This is a genomic window from Thermodesulfobacterium hveragerdense DSM 12571 (genome assembly GCF_000423845.1).
GTDB lineage: Bacteria > Desulfobacterota > Thermodesulfobacteria > Thermodesulfobacteriales > Thermodesulfobacteriaceae > Thermodesulfobacterium > Thermodesulfobacterium hveragerdense.
The window spans coordinates 14106-33742 of the sequence record NZ_AUIT01000015.1; the positions used below are offsets into that span (position 1 = coordinate 14106).

General features: G+C 37.9%; 20 protein-coding genes. 13 read left to right on the plus strand and 7 right to left on the minus strand.

Annotated features, from left to right (window positions below):
- Positions 1 to 2 precede the first annotated feature (2 nt).
- The 5 genes from recO (at position 3) to lpxC (ending at position 4711) form a co-directional block, all read left to right on the plus strand.
- The gene (gene recO, locus G580_RS0106065) at positions 3 to 761 is read left to right on the plus strand and encodes a DNA repair protein RecO (RefSeq protein WP_028841446.1); all 759 of its coding nucleotides are present in this window, start codon (positions 3 to 5) and stop codon (positions 759 to 761) included.
- A gap of 15 nt (positions 762 to 776) precedes the next feature.
- Positions 777 to 1457: an LOG family protein gene (locus tag G580_RS0106070; RefSeq protein WP_028841447.1), complete on the plus strand. Its 681-nt coding sequence runs from the start codon at positions 777 to 779 to the stop codon at positions 1455 to 1457.
- Entirely contained in the window at positions 1448 to 2416 is a 969-nt protein-coding gene (locus tag G580_RS0106075; protein ID WP_028841448.1) for an aspartate carbamoyltransferase catalytic subunit, read from the plus strand. Before G580_RS0106070 ends, G580_RS0106075 begins: the two co-directional genes overlap by 10 nt.
- Positions 2400 to 3683, plus strand: a complete 1284-nt coding sequence (locus G580_RS0106080; RefSeq protein WP_028841449.1) for a dihydroorotase — start codon at positions 2400 to 2402, stop codon at positions 3681 to 3683. Before G580_RS0106075 ends, G580_RS0106080 begins: the two co-directional genes overlap by 17 nt.
- 134 nt (positions 3684 to 3817) lie before the next feature.
- Positions 3818 to 4711, plus strand: a complete 894-nt coding sequence (lpxC, locus tag G580_RS10220) for a UDP-3-O-acyl-N-acetylglucosamine deacetylase (protein WP_051173175.1) — start codon at positions 3818 to 3820, stop codon at positions 4709 to 4711.
- Between the two features lie 14 nt (positions 4712 to 4725).
- Here lpxC and G580_RS10225 read toward each other — a convergent pair whose 3' ends face one another.
- Positions 4726 to 5475 (minus strand): L,D-transpeptidase family protein, encoded by a 750-nt coding sequence (locus tag G580_RS10225; RefSeq protein WP_245542853.1) that lies wholly within the window; start codon positions 5473 to 5475, stop codon positions 4726 to 4728.
- Between the two features lie 168 nt (positions 5476 to 5643).
- Here G580_RS10225 and cysS point away from each other — a divergent pair, with 168 nt between their 5' ends.
- From cysS to G580_RS0106130, 8 genes are read left to right on the plus strand one after another with little or no spacing between them, the layout of a single operon-like run.
- Positions 5644 to 7965 carry a cysteine--tRNA ligase gene (gene cysS, locus G580_RS0106095; protein WP_028841450.1) on the plus strand — a complete coding sequence of 774 codons (2322 nt, stop codon included), beginning with the start codon at positions 5644 to 5646 and terminating at the stop codon, positions 7963 to 7965.
- Positions 7962 to 8612, plus strand: coding sequence for an endonuclease III domain-containing protein (locus G580_RS0106100; RefSeq protein ID WP_022856002.1), 651 nt, complete (start codon positions 7962 to 7964; stop codon positions 8610 to 8612). Before cysS ends, G580_RS0106100 begins: the two co-directional genes overlap by 4 nt.
- Positions 8613 to 8624: 12 nt before the next feature.
- Positions 8625 to 9512 (plus strand): DMT family transporter, encoded by an 888-nt coding sequence (locus G580_RS0106105; RefSeq protein ID WP_028841451.1) that lies wholly within the window; start codon positions 8625 to 8627, stop codon positions 9510 to 9512.
- Between the two features lie 8 nt (positions 9513 to 9520).
- Positions 9521 to 10036 carry a cob(I)yrinic acid a,c-diamide adenosyltransferase gene (locus G580_RS0106110; RefSeq protein WP_028841452.1) on the plus strand — a complete coding sequence of 172 codons (516 nt, stop codon included), beginning with the start codon at positions 9521 to 9523 and terminating at the stop codon, positions 10034 to 10036.
- A complete protein-coding gene (gene mqnC, locus G580_RS0106115) occupies positions 10033 to 11094 on the plus strand; it encodes a cyclic dehypoxanthinyl futalosine synthase (protein WP_038041696.1) in 1062 nt (353 codons plus the stop codon). Before G580_RS0106110 ends, mqnC begins: the two co-directional genes overlap by 4 nt.
- 2 nt (positions 11095 to 11096) lie before the next feature.
- A complete protein-coding gene (locus tag G580_RS0106120) occupies positions 11097 to 12323 on the plus strand; it encodes an amidohydrolase family protein (RefSeq protein ID WP_028841454.1) in 1227 nt (408 codons plus the stop codon).
- The gene (locus G580_RS0106125) at positions 12316 to 13146 is read left to right on the plus strand and encodes a menaquinone biosynthetic enzyme MqnA/MqnD family protein (RefSeq protein WP_028841455.1); all 831 of its coding nucleotides are present in this window, start codon (positions 12316 to 12318) and stop codon (positions 13144 to 13146) included. Before G580_RS0106120 ends, G580_RS0106125 begins: the two co-directional genes overlap by 8 nt.
- A gap of 13 nt (positions 13147 to 13159) precedes the next feature.
- Positions 13160 to 13840, plus strand: a complete 681-nt coding sequence (locus G580_RS0106130) for a ubiquinone/menaquinone biosynthesis methyltransferase (RefSeq protein WP_028841456.1) — start codon at positions 13160 to 13162, stop codon at positions 13838 to 13840.
- Positions 13841 to 13842: 2 nt separating this feature from the next.
- On the opposite strand, the gene G580_RS0106135 is transcribed toward G580_RS0106130, so the two are convergent.
- The 6 genes from G580_RS0106135 to G580_RS0106160 all read right to left on the minus strand — a co-directional run bounded on the left by G580_RS0106135 (position 13843) and on the right by G580_RS0106160 (position 19627).
- Entirely contained in the window at positions 13843 to 15066 is a 1224-nt protein-coding gene (locus G580_RS0106135; RefSeq protein ID WP_028841457.1) for a methyl-accepting chemotaxis protein, read from the minus strand.
- A 52-nt stretch (positions 15067 to 15118) separates the two neighbouring features.
- Entirely contained in the window at positions 15119 to 16768 is a 1650-nt protein-coding gene (locus G580_RS0106140; protein ID WP_051173178.1) for a (Fe-S)-binding protein, read from the minus strand.
- 28 nt (positions 16769 to 16796) lie between these two features.
- The gene (locus G580_RS0106145) at positions 16797 to 17660 is read right to left on the minus strand and encodes a respiratory nitrate reductase subunit gamma (RefSeq protein WP_028841459.1); all 864 of its coding nucleotides are present in this window, start codon (positions 17658 to 17660) and stop codon (positions 16797 to 16799) included.
- Between the two features lie 99 nt (positions 17661 to 17759).
- Positions 17760 to 18236: a 4Fe-4S binding protein gene (locus G580_RS0106150; RefSeq protein ID WP_028841460.1), complete on the minus strand. Its 477-nt coding sequence runs from the start codon at positions 18234 to 18236 to the stop codon at positions 17760 to 17762.
- Between the two features lie 15 nt (positions 18237 to 18251).
- Complete coding sequence (locus G580_RS0106155) at positions 18252 to 19181, minus strand: respiratory chain complex I subunit 1 family protein (protein WP_028841461.1); 930 nt, start codon at positions 19179 to 19181, stop codon at positions 18252 to 18254.
- Positions 19169 to 19627 (minus strand): NADH-quinone oxidoreductase subunit B family protein, encoded by a 459-nt coding sequence (locus G580_RS0106160; RefSeq protein WP_038041698.1) that lies wholly within the window; start codon positions 19625 to 19627, stop codon positions 19169 to 19171. The genes G580_RS0106155 and G580_RS0106160 overlap by 13 nt, the downstream gene beginning before the upstream one ends.
- Positions 19628 to 19637 lie beyond the last annotated feature (10 nt).

Consider the following 19637-nt stretch of genomic DNA (forward strand, 5'->3'; position numbering starts at 1 on the left):
AGATGTTTTTTTCTGTCGAGGGGTTAGTCCTTTCTAAGGAAAAAATAGGTGAAATAGACGTTTTGGTTGAAATCCTCACCCCTAAAGGAAAACTTTGGGCGATAGCTAAAGGAGCTCAAAAAAGTAGAAAAAGGTTTGTTAACCTTCTTGAAGAGTTTAATCTACTAAACCTTCATTTAAGAAAAACCCTCAAAGGTGCTCTTCCTATTTTAGAAAAGGCAGACCTTATTTTTATTCCAGAAAGTATATGGGGTAACTTAGAAAAGTATATTTTTTTCTCTTATATGGGAGAAGTTCTTTCTAAGGTAAGTTTTAAAGGGTTAGAGGCAGAATATTTTAATTTTATTAAAGACTGGGTTAAATTTTTAGACAGGGAACCTAAGTTAACCTTATTTCACAAGTTTTTTTTTGAGTGGAAAATGCTTGGATTTTTAGGTTGGAGCCCTCAGATAGAGGCTTGCGTAAGATGTGGTTATCAGCCTAAGAGGATTTTTTATTTTTCTGTAAAAGAAGGAGGGATAATTTGTTATCGCTGCAGGCAAGAAGGAGATTTCAGACTTTCAGCAGAACAAGTTGAGGTTTTAAAAATTTTTAGTAAAATGTCTAAGAATAAGGAAGATTTGAAAAAAGTTATGGAAAAAAAGGCCTTAACCTTTGAAGATTTAAAAATTTTAAACAGCCTTACTGAAAGGTTTTTTAATTATTTTTTAGTTTTTGAATTCAATTCTTTACAGACCTTAAAAGAAACATTTAGAGTTTAAAGGGGTTAGGTTAAGATGGAAAAATTGATGAATGAAAAACTTTTTGAAGAAAAACAGTATGTTCTTGAAGGTCTTGCAGCTAAAGAGTCATGGCGACTTTTTAAAATACTTGCAGAGTTTGTAGAGGGGTTTGAGGTGTTACCTCGGGTTTATCCTGGGGTAACTATCTTTGGTTCTGCCAGAACTGCTCCTGACCATCCAGATTATCAAAAAGCGGTAGAGTTAGGGAAATTACTTGTAAAATCCGGGTTTTCTGTGATAACCGGCGGTGGTCCAGGTATCATGGAAGCTGCTAATAAAGGGGCAGCCGAGGCTAACGGATACTCTGTTGGGCTAAACATTAAACTTCCTTTTGAGCAGGCTCCGAACCCTTATGCTAATATAAAACTGGAGTTTAGATATTTTTTTGTCAGAAAAGTAATGATGGCAAAATATTCAGTAGCCTTTGTGTTTTTCCCTGGTGGTTTCGGTACCTTAGATGAGATGTTTGAGGTATTGACTTTAGTTCAGACTAAAAAGATAAAACCTGTACCTATAGCTTTGGTAGGGAAAGACTTCTGGACTCCTCTCCAAAATTGGTTTAAAGATTATCTGCTTATGAATAATAAAATCTCTCCTAAGGACATCGAGCTTTTTAGGATAGTAGAAACTCCAGAAGAGACTTTAGAATACATAAAGGAATACTTATGGATTTAACCTCTAAACCTCAGCATGTTTTAGACATTGCCTCTCTTTCTTCAGAAGAAATAAAAAGTTTTTTAGAACTCGGTGAGACCCTTAAAGAGATTTTAAAAAGGCCTATTCCTAAGGTTCCGACTCTTAGAGGACGGTTGATTGTTTTGTTGTTTTATGAACCTTCTACCAGAACAAGGTTTTCTTTTGACAGGGCAGCAAAAGCCCTTTCCGCAGACACCCTAACTTTTTCTGCCAAAGGTTCAAGTATAGAAAAAGGAGAAAGTCTGCTTGATACGGTTAAAAACTTAAAGGCTATAGGGGCAGAACTTGTAGTTATACGACATCCGATGGAGGGAGCTCCTCATTTTATCGCTAAAAATGCCAACATTCCGGTAGTTAACGCAGGAGATGGAACTCACGAACACCCTACCCAGGCGTTGTTAGACCTTCTTACGGTAAAAGAAAGGTTGGGGGATTTTACAGGCCTAAAGGTAGCGATTTTAGGGGATATAAAACATAGCCGAGTAGCCAAATCAGACATACTGGCCTTTCAAAAGATGGGAGCCAAAGTATATGTATCAGGTCCCGCGTATCTTTTACCTACTCCTTTAGAGGAGGAATATTTCAGAATCTATCCCGGAGGTTTTAAAATTTGTTATGATCCTAAGGAAGCTATAAGAGATGCAGACATAGTGATTGCTTTAAGGGTCCAAAGAGAACGGCACGGGAAACCTCTTATCCCCAGTTTTACAGAATATCAAACCTTTTTTGGGTTGACCTTTAAAGAGTTAGAGTTAATAAAAGAAGGTGCTCTTCTTATGCATCCTGGCCCGATTAATTGGGGGGTTGAGCTTTCTCCAGAAGTAGAGCAATATCCTTTTCAAGTTATTCTTGATCAGGTAGAAAATGGTGTAGCCATAAGAATGGCAATACTCCTTAAACTTTTAACAGGTGGCAAAACCTATGAAGTTACTCATTAAAAAAGGAAGGATAATCGACCCTTCTCAAGGAATAGACCAGATAGGAGATCTCTTGGTTGAGGAAGGTATTATTAAAGGAATAGCAGACGATATTCCTTCAGACCAATATACAAAGGTTTTTTGGGCTAAAGAAAAGTGGGTTTTACCAGGTTTGGTAGATATTCATGTCCATTTGAGAGACCCAGGACAGGAGTGGAAGGAAGACATAGAAACCGGGACCAGGGCTGCTCTTTATGGAGGGGTTTTAAGGGTTGCTTGCATGCCAAACACCGTGCCCCCCAACGATACCCCAGAAATCACCAGCTATATCCTTAAAAAGGTTGAAGAAAAGGGTTACGTAAAGGTATATCCTATCGGTTGTATCACCCAAGGTCAAAAAGGGGAGGAACTTACAGAGTTTGGAAGACTTAAAGAGGCTGGGGTGGTAGCGGTATCTGACGACGGAAAATGGGTAGCTCACTCAGAGGTAATGAAAAGGGCTTTACTTTACGCTAAACAGTTTAATCTTGCGGTCATCTCCCATTGTGAAGACCCAACCCTTTCCCAAGGAGGACAGATAAACGAAGGCTTTTTCTCAGCCAAGTTAGGACTAAAAGGCATACCCTGGTCTGCAGAGGTGGCTGCTGTAGTAAGAGATTTACTTTTGGCTAAAGAAACCGGACAGCCGGTACACTTAGCCCATCTGTCCTGTAAAGAGGTTTTCCCTTTTTTAAGATGGGCTAAAGAAGAAGACATTCCTTTTACTGCCGAGACCTGTCCTCATTATTTTTGCCTAACAGAAAAAGAGGTAGACGAATATAATACTTTAGCCAAGGTTAACCCACCTTTAAGAAGAGAAGAAGATGTTTTGGCGATAAAAGAGGCTCTAAAAGAGGGTTTGATACAGGTTATTGCCAGTGATCATGCTCCTCATAGCGTTTTAGAAAAAGAGGTAGAGTTTAGCTTAGCCTCACCAGGAATGATAGGATTGCAGACTTTACTTCCTTTGAGTTTGACCCTGGTAAAAGAAGGGTGGCTGAATCCTTTAAAACTAACAGAGTGTTTGATAACCAACCCAGCCAAGGTAATAAACGTTGAACCCCCAAGTCTTAAACCCGGTAAAAAAGCAGAGCTCATCGTTTTTGACCCTAATAAAACCTATGTGTTAGGACCTGATGTTATTCAGTCTAAAAGTAAAAATACCCCTTTTCTAAATAAAGAACTTCAAGGAATTACAGTTTTAGCTGTGATCGGAGAAAAAGTTTGGGAATTTAATCAACCTGTGTAGTTTTCTACACAGGTGTTAAAAATTTTTATCACCATCCCTTTGTTTTTATCCTTAAACCCTAAGAAATTTCTTAGAAATTTTGGGTATATTTTTTGCTAAAAATTACTCAGATAACCTAAGGTTGAGGAGGATTGATGCAATATCAAAAGACTTTATCAGGAAAGGTTAGTTTAGAAGGACAGGGCATTTTTACAGGGAAGACCATAAGGGTGGAGATAGAACCTGCAGGGATAGATACAGGGATTGTTTTTGTCAGAGAAGATTTGCCTGAGAAACCAGAGATTCCATTAAAGATAGAGAATATCTTCGGTCTTGATGGTGCTACAGCTATTACCGATGGAACACATTTTATTTATTTAGTGGAACATCTTTTATCTGCTTTACACGGATTACAGATCGATAACGCCATCATCAGGGTATATGGAGAGGAGGTTCCTCTTTTAGACGGTTCAGCCTATCCTTGGGTAAGACAAATCCAAGAAAAGGGCTACCAATATTTATTTTATCCTAAAAAGAAGTTTAGAATAAAAAAGACTTTTAGTTATAAAAACGGGCATGGAACTATCGTGTTTAAACCTTCGGACACCTTGAAGATTAAAGCCTCTATTTCTTTTGACCATCCTGTGATAGGAGACCAAGAAATTTCACTGGAAATCAATCCTACCAATTATATCAGAGAGGTTTGTTTTGCCCGGACTTTTGGGTTTAAAGACATTTTGTTAGAACGAATCAAGAAAGGCATCTTAAAAGGGGGAGATCTTTCAACGGCTATCGTTCTTGATAGAGAAAAGGTAATAAATCCAGAAGGGCTGAGAAGTGAGGATGAATTTGTGAGACATAAGGTACTTGACCTTGTAGGGGATTTGTTTGGTTTAGGAGGAGGTTTAATAGCTGAGGTAGAGGCAATCTCTTCTCACCACAGGTTGCACATAGAGGCTTTAAAAAGCCTTTATGCCTCTGGTCTGGTAGAAGAGACAGAAGAGAGGGCTTTAACTTTTTTGTTGGTTTCTAAAAGAAAGAAATTTTAGTCTTATCGATTAAGCTACTTAGAGATTTTTACCTCTCCTATCTGGTGTACGAGTCCGTCAGGGTTTTCAAACTGTTTTTCAAGTTTTAAAAGGTCTACCTTGTAGTCTTTTTCATCTAAGAGTTGGTCTAACTTTTTTAGGATATAAACCAGAGGGTTTTTGATTTTATTTTCTATATCAGGAAAGGCTTGAAGATAGATTTTGTTTTTTTCCACGGTGATTTTATAGGGTTCATAAAATATGAAAACTTTGGTGCCTATGGGTACGTTTTCGTATAAAAATTTGATGTGTTGGGGATACATCCTAATGCATCCATGGGTGCTTCTTCGACCGATGCTGTAGATTTTGTTGGTTCCGTGGATGGCATAAAGTCCTTTTGATAGATAAAGGGCGTATTCTCCCATGGGGTTTTCAGGTCCAGGGGGGACTACATCAGGAAGGGCTGGGTCCTCAGCTTTGATAGAGGGAGGAGGATACCAGTAGGGTTTTTCTTTTTTTCCTTTGATAAAGTAGGTGTCTAAAGGAGGGAGTTTCCCTTCATCTCCAATACCAATGGGAGCTATAAACATAAAAGGGGGATTAAAAAAATAAAGTCTCATTTCTGGAAGGTTTACTATAATATAAGGGTCTATGGATTTGAGAACAAACTCTTTAGGGACTAAGACCTGATAAGGAATGATTATGGTCTGGTTGGTTTTAGGAAGCCAGGGGTCAACTTCGGGGTTGGCAAGCAATAAATGTTGATACCCTACTTCAAAGGTCACTGCCAAATCAACTAAGGTGTCACCTTCCTTTATGGTATAGGTCTGATTTTTAAGATAAATGTGTTTGTCAGGAACTATAGGAATAAACTGTAAGGGAGAGGTGGCAAAAGCTTGGAAAGATGATAATAAGAGGTAAAATAGAAAAATTAACGTTGAGGGGAAGAGTTTATGCGTTTTCATAATGTTTTGCAAAAAATAGGTAATACCCCAATAATTAAACTATCCAAGCTAAAAGTCAAGCCTTCGATAGAAATTTGGGGAAAAATCGAAAGTCAGAACCCAGGTGGGTCGATTAAGGATCGACCAGCGCTTTTTATGATAGAAGATGCCGAGAAAAAAGGACTTCTTACTAAGGATAAAATAGTCATAGAGGCGTCAAGCGGAAACACAGGAATAGGCCTTTCTTTAGTCTGTGCGGTTAAGGGGTATAGATGTATGATTGCTATGTCTGAGTCAGCCTCTATAGAAAGAAGAAAAATCATGCAGGCCTTTGGGGCTCAGATCCTTCTTACTCCTGCAGAAAAAGGTACTGACGGTGCTATAGAGGCGGTATATGAACTTTTGAGGAAAGAGCCTGACAAATATTTTTGTCCAGACCAGTTTAACAACGAGGCTAACTGGAAAAGTCACTATTATACTACAGGCCCAGAGATCTGGAGAGACACTGAGGGTAGGGTCACTCATGTGGTATGTGGGCTTGGAACTACAGGAACAGCCATGGGAATAGCCCGATTCGCCAAAGATAACAATCTACCTTTTAAAGTAGTAGGGATTGAACCTTATCCAAAGCATAAGATCCAAGGACTAAAGAACATGAAAGAGTCTTATCCTCCGAGTATTTATAATAAAAAACTCCTTGAGAGGGTAATCAACGTAGAAGACGAAGAAGCCTTTTACTGGGCAAGATGGCTTGCTCGGGAAGAAGGAATCTTTGTCGGGATAAGTTCAGGGGCAGCTTTGGCAGGAGCTTTAAAACTGGCAGAAACTTTAGACCAAGGTTTGATAGTGGTTATTTTTCCAGATGGGGGAGAGCGTTATCTTTCTACCCCCCTTTGGTCTTTTGAGGTAAAAGACAAAAAAAGAGAAGAGACATGCCTTATTGTTTTTAATACCCTGTCTGAAAAAAGAGAACCCTTTTTTCCTCTAAATTCTTCTGAGATTAAGATATACACCTGCGGGCCTACTTTAAATCTGCGTCCTCACATCGGTCTTTATAGAAGGCTTATTACCGCAGACGTACTTAAAGAGTTTTTGAGGATTAAAGGTTATCAGGTGAGACATCTGATTAATCTTACTGATTTTGATGATAAAATCATAAAAAAAGCCTTAGAAGAAAAAATCCCCTTACAGGAGATAACCATAAAAGTAGAGGACGAGTTTTATCAAGATGTTGAGTTTTTAAACCTTAGCAAGGCAGACCTTTATCCCAAAGTAAGCCAACATCTTTCAGAAATGGCGGACCTGGCTTTAAAGGTGGTTGAGAAAGATAAAGCTTACGTAAAATATGGGAGTGTTTATTTTGATATTTCCAGGCTTGAGGATTACGGAAAACTTTCTAAGGTTGATCTTTCTCGTTTAAAACCTGGGGCTACCATAGACGTTGAAGAATATGATAAAGAAGAACCTTTTGACTTTGCCTTGCTTAAAAGAGTGCATATTCTTGAGTTAAAGGAGGGGTATTTTGTAGATACCTCTATCGGAAAGGTCAGACCTACCTGGCATATCCACTGTGCTGCTTTGATACTTAAGTATTTAGGAGAGGAGATAGATTTCTTTACAAGTGGAATAGACCTTCTTTTCCCTCATCATGAAAACACCAGGGCGGTTTTAAAAGCATTGACTGGAAAGGAGGGTGCTCGTTACTGGCTTCATACCGGTATGGTGTTTTATCAGGGGAAAAAACTTTCTTCAGAAAATAGGATAACCGTTGAAGACATTAAGGCAAAAGGGTTTAGCGGAAGAGAACTAAGGTTTTACTTTTTAAGAACTCACTACAGAAATCCCTTTAATTTTAGTTGGAAAGGACTTGAGGAAAGTGCAAAAATTTTACAAAAGATCGACCAGCATCTTGGTTTAATAGAGGCTTCAGCAAGAAATAACAAAGAAGATCCTTCTACTTGGTCTTTTTTAGAAAATTTTGGTAAAAGCTGGGAAAAGGCCTTAAAAGAGGATTTAAACACCCCTGTGGTTATTTCAGAGCTTATCTCTTTCTTAAAAAAACTTTATCCTTATTTAAAGCAAGGGATTAGTGTCGAGTTTAAAGAAAAGGTTTTTGAAAATCTTCAAGCCCTTAACAGGGTGTTAAAGGTGTTAAGGTTTTCTAAAAAAGTCATGGACGAAGAAATACTCAGGCTGGTACGGTTAAGAGATGAAGCCAGAAAAAAAGAAAATTTTGAAGAAGCAGACCAGATAAGAAAAAAATTGCTTGCTAAAGGATTTTGGGTGTTTGATTTCCCCTGGGGTACGGAGGTGGTGAGTTTAGAGGTATGACCAGAAAGATATCAGAGGTATTACAAGAGATTTATCAGAGGCTTTTTGAGTTTTTTGGGCCTCAAAACTGGTGGCCTGCTGAGACCCCTTTTGAGGTTTGTGTAGGGGCTATTCTTACTCAGAACGCTGCCTGGAAAAACGTAGAAAAAGCCATTAGCAACTTAAAACAAAAGGGACTGCTTAGTCCTCCGGCCCTTTATCAGCTTCCTGTAGAGAAATTGGCTGAACTTATCAAACCAAGCGGTTTTTACAACCTAAAAGCTAAAAGGCTTAAGTCCTTTGTAGAATTTTTGATGTTAAACTATCAAGGCAACCTTGATCTTATGTTTAAAAAGCCTATTTCGCACTTAAGGGCAGAGCTTTTAAATATAAAAGGTTTGGGCAAAGAGACGATAGACAGCATCCTTTTATATGGAGGCAACCTTCCTGTTTTCGTGGTTGACGCCTATACTTATAGAATCTTAAACCGACATTTTCTTGTGCCTGAAGAAACTACTTATGACGAAATCCAAGCCCTTTTTATGGAAAATCTCCCTCCAGACCCGCAGCTTTTTAATGAATACCATGCTCTTTTAGTAGCCTGTGGAAAAAGCTTTTGCAAAAAAAACTCCCCTTTATGTGATCCCTGCCCTCTGAAAGGGCTTTAAGTTGGGCACTCTATGATAGGATTTATCTTTGCTCTCCTTGCCGGATTCTTGGTAGCTTTAAGCGATGCTTTAAATAAGAAATATTTTTCTGATAAAGGGACTCCTTACATGGTGTTTGCAAGGACTGTAGGGAGTGTGCCTTTCCTTTTGCCTCTTTTTTTGTATCTTACCTTTTTTAAAGGTGTAGGGGTAGGATATTTTTCCCCTCAGTTTATGGTAGTAGTAGGTATTTTGCTTGGTTTAGAAATTTTAGCTACCTTTCTTTATATGAAAGGAATAAAGGTTTCTCCCCTTTCTGTTTCTGTGCCTTTTCTTTCTTTTACCCCTGTTTTTATCATCCTTACCGGATATTTTTTGCTTGGAGAAAAGGTTTCTTTTGAGGGTGGTATGGGGATTTTACTGGTGGTAGCTGGTAGTTATGTAATCAATCTTCCTTCTGTTAGGTTAGGGTGGTTAGAACCAATTAGAGCCATCAAAAAGGAAAAGGGGAGTTTTCTTTTAATACAAGTAGCCCTTATATATTCTATTACGTCTGTGCTTGGGAAAAAGGGCCTTCTTCTGACAGACCCCTTATGGTTTTCTTCTTTTTATTTTACCTTGCTTGGGATTTCGTCAGGACTTGTGGTTAAGGTTTTTTATCAAATAGAGGTAGGCTCTTTTTTAAAAACTCAAACCAAAGGCATATTATTGGTAGGCCTTACTCAGGCTCTCATGTGTTATTGTCATATGATATCCTTAAGTCAGCTTGAGACTGCCTATATGATAGCTCTTAAAAGAACAAGCATCCTTTTTTCGGTGGTTTTAGGTTATTTCCTTTTTAAGGAGTCTTATTTTGGATTAAGGCTGATAGCTGCAGGTTTGATGTTAACAGGGGTTTCTCTGATAATGTTTTTTAAGTAGGAGGAAAAATGTTTGCTCGAGGGTATGTTCAGGTCTATACAGGAGATGGAAAAGGGAAGACCACCGCGGCTGTGGGGTTAAGTATAAGAGCTTTAGGGGCTGGATTGAAGGTGGCTTTTCTTCAGTTTTTTAAAGATGGAACCTCTTCTGAAGTAAAAATCCTCAAGACTTTCGATAATTTGTATTATCAGCACTTTGGGGCGAAGGGATTTGTGTCAGAAGTAACTTCTGATCTAAAAGAAATTATCCAAAAAGGTTGGGAAGAAGCTAAAAGACTGGTATTTTCTAAAGAGTATAATATAATTGTTTTAGATGAGTTTACGTTTGCTCTTAATTGGGGTTTGGTTGAAGAAAAAGAGGTTTTGCAAGTCTTAAAGGATAAGCCAGAAGAGATTGAAATAGTCATTACTGGAAGAGATGCCCCAAGAAGTCTTATTGAATTTGCCCACCTGGTGACTGAAATGAAAAAGATTAAACATTACTATGATCAAGGGATTAGGGATAGAATAGGGATAGAAAGATGATAAAGGATGCGGTAGTAAGAAAGGTAATAGAAGGCATCAGACTAAATAAAGAAGAGGCTTTAGAACTTTTTAAATTCCCTCTTCAAGAAATTGGATGGTTAGCCCGAGAGGTTAGGTTTAGACTTAAACCTGAACGGGTGGTAACTTATGTGGTTGATCGAAATATTAACTACACTAATATATGTGTTTCAGGATGTAAGTTTTGTGCCTATTATAAGCCTCCAGGTTCAAAAGATGGGTATGTGCTTTCTTTTGAAGAGTTGGGAAAAAAGATAGAAGAGACTTTAAGCTTAGGTGGGTATCAAATTCTTTTGCAAGGAGGACTTCATCCTGACCTACCTTTTTCTTTTTATGAAGACATGCTGCGTTTTGTTAAAAGCAACTTTCCTCAAGTGCATGTTCATGGTTTTTCTCCTCCTGAGATAGTGTTTTTCAGTAAACGATTTGGGTTGTCTATAGAGGAGGTTTTGGAAAGGTTAATCAAAGCAGGTCTTGACTCTATTCCTGGAGGTGGGGCAGAGATTCTTTCAGATAGGGTAAGATGCCTTATTTCACCAAACAAGGCTACCACAGAGGAATGGTTAAAGGTGATGGAGGTGGCTCATAACCTTGGACTTAAAACCACCGCTACCATGATGTTTGGACATATCGAGACCCAAGAGGAAATTATAGACCATCTTCTGAAGATACGATCCCTTCAAGACAAAACAGGAGGTTTTACTGCGTTTATTCCCTGGACTTTTCAGCCTAAAAACACAGGGTTGAATCACCTGATAAAAGCAGGGTCTGCCTATTATTTAAAAGTGTTAGCTGTATCTCGTATAGTGCTTGATAACGTTAAAAACATTCAGGTTTCTTGGGTTACTCAAGGTCCTCATATCGCTCAAATTGCTCTTGAATTTGGGGGTAATGATTTTGGTTCTACCATGATAGAGGAAAACGTAGTAGCTGCTGCCGGGGTTTCTCATAGGATGAGTGAAGAGGAGATCAGACATCATATCTTATCTGCAGGTTATATTCCTAAAAGAAGAAGGATGGATTATACCCTTTTAGAATAAGCATGAAAGAAATTCAAGTTCTTCCTTATCATCATTTTTTACTTCGCGCTAAATGGGTAGTCCCTGTAGTCTTGCCTCCGATTTTAGACGGAGCCGTAGAGATTAGAGAGGGGAAGATTGTTAGGGTTGGGGAGTTTTCAACCCTGTCTAAAGAAACTGTAGGAGCTAAGTTGATAGATTTTGAAGAAGCGGTGATCCTTCCCTGTTTAACCAACCTTCATACCCATCTTGAACTCACCAGTTTTAGGTTTAGGATCAAACCTTCGGAAGATTTTATAACCTGGGTAAGACAGGTAATTAAACTAAAAGAAGAAACTTCTCCGATAGAGTTAAGGGAGAGCGTAAAATTTGGAATTTTAGAGTTATGGAAAGAGGGAATAGGTCTTATTGGAGAGGTTACTAATTCAGGGCTTACCTTAGACCTTCTCAAAGGAAGTTCTTTGTATGGGTATGTGTTTCGAGAAATGATAAGTTTTAAAGGAGGGGTTAAGCTGCAACCTCTTGATAAGCAAGATTTGGACTCAAGGTTTAAGTTAACCTATTCAGCCCACGCACCTTATACCGTTTCTCCCTTACTTCTTCAGGCAATAAAAGCCTACACCAGAAAAAGAAATCAGGTTTTTTGTATCCATTGTGCAGAGTCTAAAGAAGAGGTAGAGTTTTTTAAGACTGGCGACGGCCCAATAAAACACTTGTTAGAAGAAAGAAATCAATGGAACGAAAGCTTTTCTCCTCCTGGGATAAGCCCGATAAAATACTTAGCTAATTTAAATCTTCTTGATTACAAAACTTTGTTAGTCCATGTTGTCCAATTAGACGAAGAAGATTTAGAGGTTCTTAAAACCTATAAACCTAAGGTTTGTGTTTGCCCAAGAAGTAATGTTTTTACAGGGGTAGGCCTTCCCAACTTGCCTTTATTATTAAAGACAGGTCTTGAAGTAGGGATAGGAACAGATAGTTTAGCCAGTAACACCTCTTTATCTATCTGGGAAGAGTTGAAGACCCTTTATTCAGCCTTTCCTGAAGTGTCTCCAGAAATCCTTATTCAGATGGCTACCTTAACCGGAGCCAAAATTTTGGGATATGAAAACCTTGGCGCAATTGCCCCTGGATATTTACCTAACCTTCTTGTGGTCGAGGTTTTAGATTACCTGATAGATGACCCTCAGGAGACGATGCTATCTCTTATCAACTCTAACAAGGAGGTTAAGTATAGGATTTATGGATAAACTAAAAATAGGTATTCCTCTTTACATAAACACGCTCCCCTTACTTTTTTACCTTCCTAAGGAAAATAAGAGAATAGAACTTATGTTAGAGGTTCCTAAGAAGCTTAATCAACTTATTAGACAGAATGTTTTGTGTGCAAGTCTAAGTTCAAGTGTAGTCTTTGCTAAAAATCCTCAAGAATTCTGCATTTTACCAGACCTATCGATAAGTGCCGTAGGAGAGGTAAAAAGTGTAGTGCTTTATCATAAAGAGGACCTTCAAGCCCTTGACGGACAACTCGTAGGGATAACCCCAGAGACCGAAAGTTCTTTTTGGCTGTTAAGAGTTTTGCTTGAAGAGTTTATAGGTGTAAAACCTAAGTATGTAGAACTTATTAAAAATTGGGGAGCTCTTTCAGACCCAGAGAGAGAGGAATTAAAGGGCTATTTAGCTATAGGGGATGAAGCTTTAATCCTTCAGCACCAGAAAGATGAGAGGTATAAGATCACTGACCTTGCAGAACTATGGTTAAAACATACGCATTTTCCTTTTGTTTTTGCTTTGTTTATTCTAAAAAAGGAGTTTGTATCCTTTAAACAAGAACTGGCTTATTTTTGCTTAAATCTGTATTCTGCCAGGGCTAAAGCTTTTTCAAACTTAAAAGAGGTGGTAACCCATTCCCATCTTCATCTTCCTAAGGATTTCGTATACAACTATCTAACTCATTTAGAGTACGATTTTTCAGGGTTAAAACAAAGGGCTTATCTATATTTTTGCGAGATTTTATACAAGAAAAAACTTATATCTTTTATGCCTGAACTTAACTTTTTTAACTTAGGATAAGGTTTTAAACGTTATGAAGGTTGAAAAAAACTTTGTCAAAAACAAGTTTGACCGGATAGTTCGAAGGTATGATCTGGTAAACCTTATAGGAAGTTTAGGTCAAGACAGATTATGGAGACGTAAGGTTGCTTTACTGTTAGCCGAAGCCTTTCCTCTGCTTGACCTTTGTTGTGGACCTTTTACACTAACCTTAGAGGTCTATCGAAAGAGTAATTTAGCTAAGACCTTTGCCTTAGACTTTAGCTTTGAGATGCTTGCCTTCGGTAAACCTCGAATAAAAGATACCTTTATCTATCCTGTTTGTGGAGACGCAGAAGAATTGCCTTTCAAGAACAACCATTTTGGAGGGGTTAGCATAGCCTTCGGGTTAAGAAACCTTCCCAACAAAAATAAAGCTATAAAAGAATTTTTTAGGGTTTTAAAGCCAGGAGGAAAGCTAATCATCCTTGAATTTTCTTGGCCTAAAAATTTTTTGGTGCAAAGATTTTATGATTTTTACCTAAGTTATTATATGCCCTTTTTAGGAGGGGCCTTAACCGGAGACGAAGAGGCTTACAGGTATTTAGCCGATTCTATAAAGGCCTTCCCGCCTCCTGAAGAAATAAAGAAAATGCTTTTAAACTCAGGTTTTTCAAAAGTTACCTATAGTTCTTTAACCTTTGGCATAGTCACCTTATATCAGGCGGTTAAGTAAGGCTAATTTTTAGCTTTATGTAATCCCACGGCTTCTTTTAGGATTTCACTTTCTTTTAGCACTTGAGAGGCTACCAGGCTTGTGTTTTCTTGAGCTGTATAAAGGGCCTTTACTCTTTCTGCTATTTCATTGAGATCCTTAGAGATGTTTTCGATATTCACTGAGATGTCTTCACTTGAGGAAGCAATAAAGTTTATCTTTTCCTTTAATTCTTGGGTCTTTTCATAGATGTCTTTTAACATGTTTTCAGTTTGTTGAGCCATTTCTGCTCCTTTATTAACCTTTTCTATAGACCCTTTTAGAGAATCTTCTACTGAAAAGACTTTCACTTGTATTTCTTTTATAACCTCTTCGATTTTATCTGTAGCTTTGGTGGTATTATCAGCTAATTTTCTTACTTCTTCAGCCACAACAGCAAACCCTTTACCATGCTCTCCAGCTCTTGCTGCCTCGATAGTTGCATTAAGGGCTAACAGGTTGGTCTGTTCAGCGATGTCTTTTATCAACATCACGATAGAACCTATATGGTCTGAACTTTTTCTTAATTCGTTAACCACCATTCCTAACCTCTCAAAGATGTCTTTTAGACCTTTTATTTCTTGTGAGAGATAAGAAGAAAACTCCATCCCCTCTTTAGAACTGTCAGAGGTTTCACTGCTAAAATCTCGTATTTGGGATAGATTTTGAACGATGTTAGACAGGGCTTCAGAAATATGGTTGGCAAACATAGTCATCTGAGATGATTTTTCGGTTAAAAACCTTAGGTTTTCTGTTAGCTCTGTTGAGACCTTAGATATGGTTGTAGAATAACTAAAGAGATTTTCTGAAATATCCTTAGCCTGAGAGAAAAATTTTCTTCTTTTAAGTATTATCTCATGGAGAAGTTGAGAGGCTATCCCAAGCTCATCGTTACCGTAAACCTGTATGTCAACCGTAAAATCTCCTTTATGAAGGGTAGCTAAAACCCTTTTGAGTTCTTGGGCACTTTTCCCTATGTTGTCGATAACCCTCCAGCTCCAGACCAGCTCAACCAGAATTGCTATAAAAGAAAAAAGGGATAAAATAATCGTTCCGTAGGTCAAAAAATCTTTGAGAGGTTTTTCTTTGATACCAGGTTGTACTTTCCAAGATAGGTATAAAAAGACTATGTTAAGCAAAACCAAGATTAAAATGTTGAAAATCATCAAGTTCCAGAGTTTAGTCTTGATTTTAGTTTTTTCTTCCATCTAATCCCCCTTCGGAAATCTTAAAAAGGTTTTTATATTATATTATTTTATTTTATATCATTTCTTCAAAGTTTAAAAATGGAGGTATGTCTGTCATCGCGTTTACCACCAAGTCCACCAGTCCGCAATGGGTTATTTTATACTTTTCGAATAGGTGATAAGTATGTTCCATCTCCCTTATGGTCCCTTTGCAGTTAGAGCAGGTGGCTACTACCAGTTTTATTTTATCTTCTTTAAGGACATCTTGAAAGGTTTCCATTATCTGGCAAAGTTTGACTTTGATGCCTACTTTTTTGCGAAAGGTTGGGAAGTTTAAGCTTCCCATTATAGCAAAACCACTTCCTCCTCCGCAGCAATAGTTTTTAACGCCATTTGGGTTCATCTCTTTAATCCTTCCTTGAGGTACTATTCTGTTTAAAACCTCTCTCTGAGGCCTTACAATTCCCATAAGCCTTACTATGTTGCAGGAATCATGTAGAGTAAAGTAAAAGTCGTTGCGAGAAGGGTCAAGTTTAAGTTTTCCACTTTTGACTATTTCCCAAACTAAAGGAAGGCAGCTTTCTCTTTTTATTTCAGCTAAAGGCGAGCTTGCAGGAAGTAATCGATCCAGTACTACGCAGAAAACCTTATGTGCATGACCGCATTCACCAACCAGGATCTTTTTTACTCCTAAAGAATGTGCTATCTTTAGATGATTTACCGCAATTCTTGCCAGTTCCACATCGTCATACCATGCACCGTAGTTAACTCCATCATAACCCAAGGGTTCACTGCTTAAGGTATAGTTGATACCTACGGCATCAAATAAGAGAAAAAAGGCTTCCATGTGGTCTGGCCAGGAAATATATTCTCCAGCATTGTGAATAAAAAGATACTCTGCTCCTTTTTTATCTACAGGAATTTTTATTTTTTTGCCGGTTTTTTCTGCTATTTCTTCTTCCAAAAAGGCTATCGTATCTCTTATCCCTTGAGGGTTCATACCAGTTGAAGAACCAGCCTTTAGATGAAGTCTTGTTCCCTTTTGATGTACCTCAGGAGGAGCCCATCCCAATTCTTGACTAAAAAGTTTTCTAAGCTCTCTTGCTATAAGCCCATTGTCTACCCCTATAGGGCAATAAAGAACACACCTTCTACAAAGAGTACACCTATAAGCTAATTCAAAAAGCCTTCTTATGAGATCATAAGTAATGTCTATTTCTTCTCCTAACAAGGCATTCAGCTTGCCGGTTAAAGTGAAATGTTTTTCGTAGATCTTTCTCAATATTTCTGACCTGAAGTTAGGACGGTAGATCTCTTTACGGCCACTTGCTAAGTATAGATGACAAGCCTCAGCACAGGTGTTACATCTTACACAGTTTTCTAAAGAAAGCTTAAAAGGTCTTATAAACGTCCAGTTAAACTTTGGGTTAAGCAACTTTTCAAGGCCGTTTAAAAACCTCTTTACTATTTCTACCTTATCCTCCTCAGAGATAGTATCTGGCTGAGGGAACATACTGTAGCCGTCTAAACTTAGATTATAGGTTTGATACCAGTTTTCTGGGGTTTGATCTTTAACTTCTTCTATGCCAGGAATTTTTAACATTTCTTTTTCTTCTAATTTGAACAGAGGTTCCTTCCCAGGTTTAGAAAGTTCTTTAAAACATACCTTATCTTCTCCGTTTTTTTCTTCTAATTCCTGTCTTATAAAGTTGCAAAGACTCATGTTTACCTCCTTTTTTGGTTTTATCGATTTAGTTTTGTGCGTTTTCAAGCCAGGTTTTTTCAGGTTTTACATGAGGGCCAGACCATCCTACCTGGTAGCCCAGTTGTTTTTCTATAAGTTTTTCTATTTTACTTCCTTTAGACTGAGGCATGTCATCCCACAAAATTTTGTGGTAAGTAAGATACTTGGCTGGACCGTGAAAAAATTTGGAAAAAGGAAGATATAATATAAATATATTAAATATGAAAAAATGCCAGAAAACTACACCTTTAACTTTAGTCTCTTGTGGGGCGAAAGAGAGTATAGCATTAAAGTAAAAAAAAGCGTGTTTTAACCCCTCGTCTGAAACAACCATCAAAAAACCCGTAACAAATAGGGCCAACAAAAGTAAAAGGTTAACCCGATCTATCGGACTGGTGTAAAGTTTAAGGGTTGGATGGATAGTCCGTTTAACCAACAGTCCTAAAACCCCTAAACTACCTAACCCGTAGCCTAAAATTCCTGCGGTTTTTATCAACCCTAAAGGTATAAAAATTTTTGTGTTTATAAGCATTAAAACTACAAACAAAAACATCAACCATAAACCCCAGTGCAGACAAAAAGACCAAATCCATAACCCATAACGATTATACTTTTTAACCCTCTCAAGCCACAAAATCTCCTTTAAAGGTTCAAGCCATTCCCCCACATGGTCTTTTTTGAGTTCCTTTTCATACCAAGCAACATCCTCTAAGTAAGAACCTCCGTATTGTTTCTTTTCTCCTGGCTCATGAGGCACCGGATAAACTTCCCATCTGATGTTTACAGGAAGTTTATAAAAACGATAAAATCTATAAGCTATCCCCACTACACAAACCAAAAAAGCTACATAGGTAAAAACCACCATCCCCATAAGTCCCTCCTTAGTAAATAATTTTCTTTTCTATAAATACTGCCAAAGTAAATTATAAATACGCAATAAAACAAACATAAAAACTTACCAAGCTATAGTTTAGGTAGGGTTAAAGAATTGCCTCCTACATTTAGGACAAAGCCTAAGGTAGGGAGGTATGGTTTTAGGAGGTTTTCCTAATAGTCTTCCTAACAAAAGTTCCGGTTTAGGCATTGGTTCGCCGCAGTTTTCACATTTTACCAGTTTTATCTCAGTGATTTCCATGTACTCGTTTTTAGAGATAGCTGTACCTATAAGTCGAGGGATAAACTGCATGGCACCAAAAGGACAGGCATCAGCACAGTCTTTACAGGCGGTGCACTTACATTTGTTGATGATAAAAAGGCTTCCTTCTATCCTTATAGCATCAGAGGGACATACGTAGATACAAAGCCTGCAGGCTGCACATCTTTCTCCTCTATGGGTGGGATAACCACGATAAGTAGCCCTTACTGCTTTAAGGCTTTTCCCTTTAAATTCAAAGGTTAAAGGTTTTTTAAACAAATTGGTTAAAAGCCAACCTATTAACTTTACCATAGGTAGTCCCCATCCTTACCAGGTTTTTAAAACCCAGGTTATTACTAAAATCAGCGTAGCCGATGGTATTAAAAACTTTAGGTAAAGAGCCGAAAATTGCGAAAGTCTTAGCCTGGCAGTAAAGTTTTCAACTAAAGCAAACATGAAGAAAAGGAAAAAAGCTCCTAATAAAATCAGGCTTAATCCCATTTGAGGAGAGGTTTTTAACACAGGCAAATAAAAAAAAGCAAAGAGGGAACCAAAGATTGCCAGTTCAAGCAAGTAGTTAAGCTTAAAAAGAGCTAAAGCAACACCAGAAGCCTCGGTTAAAGGTCCTTCTAAGATTTCAGCCTCTGCATCAGGTATGGAAAAGGGATTTAGTTTTAGTTTAGCTAAAACAGAAAACACAAAAAAGGGTATGGTTAAAATTTTTATCAAGACATCTAAAGAATCCCAGGCCTCAGCTATGCTTTTTAAGCAAAAAGAATAGGGAGGTCCTTCAAGCAGACATAGCGTGGTGATAACCATGATAAAAACTCCGTTATAATAAAAAAACATTTGTGCTGCTCTTGCTGCACCTACCATTCCATAAGGAGATTTGCTAAAATAGCCAAAGATGATCTGGGAAAGAAGAGGTAGTTCTGTAAGGTAAAAAATAAGAATGAGGTCAAAAGAAAAGGAAGCCTTTTCCTGGTAAAACGGATAGGGCATAAGAAGTACCCCTACCAAAAGCCCTACGGTAGGCACGAAAGGTATTAAAAGATAGGTAAACGAAGATATGGTATAAGGTTTGGTTATATTTTTTAGTAACAATTTGCTCAGGTCATAAAAAGGTTGGGTTACAGGGGGACCTTTTCTTAACTGCATCCTTGCTTTAAGCTTTCTTTTAAACCCTTCTAAAAGCCCCCCTAACACAAACCCAAATAAAAATCCAGGATATAAAAACAGGTCTTTTAGAAACTCCATAGTTCTTCCTCTTCGCACAAGATTTGTGCTGCTCTTAAAAGGCCTTCTAAAATCATGTTAGGATGGGCAGAACAGCCTCCTATATAAACATGAACTGGAATAAAGTTATCTACAGGCCCTAAGACATTGTAACTTTTGGCAAAAACTCCTCCACTAAGAGAACACACCCCTACACTAACCACAGCTTTAGGTTTAGGCATCATGTCATAAGCCCTTAATAAAGGGTCTCTGGATTTAGTGGTTACAGGTCCGGTAACTAACAAAATGTCTGCATGCTTAGGACTTCCAACCAGTTTTATACCAAAACGTTCGGCATCGTATTTAGAAGAAAAAAGGGCCAAAATTTCGATATCACATCCATTGCAAGATCCAGTGTTTACATGAAAGACCCAAAGTGATTTTTTTTGAGAATATCTTAGAAATTGCTTTATAGCATCTAAAAACATAACCTACCAC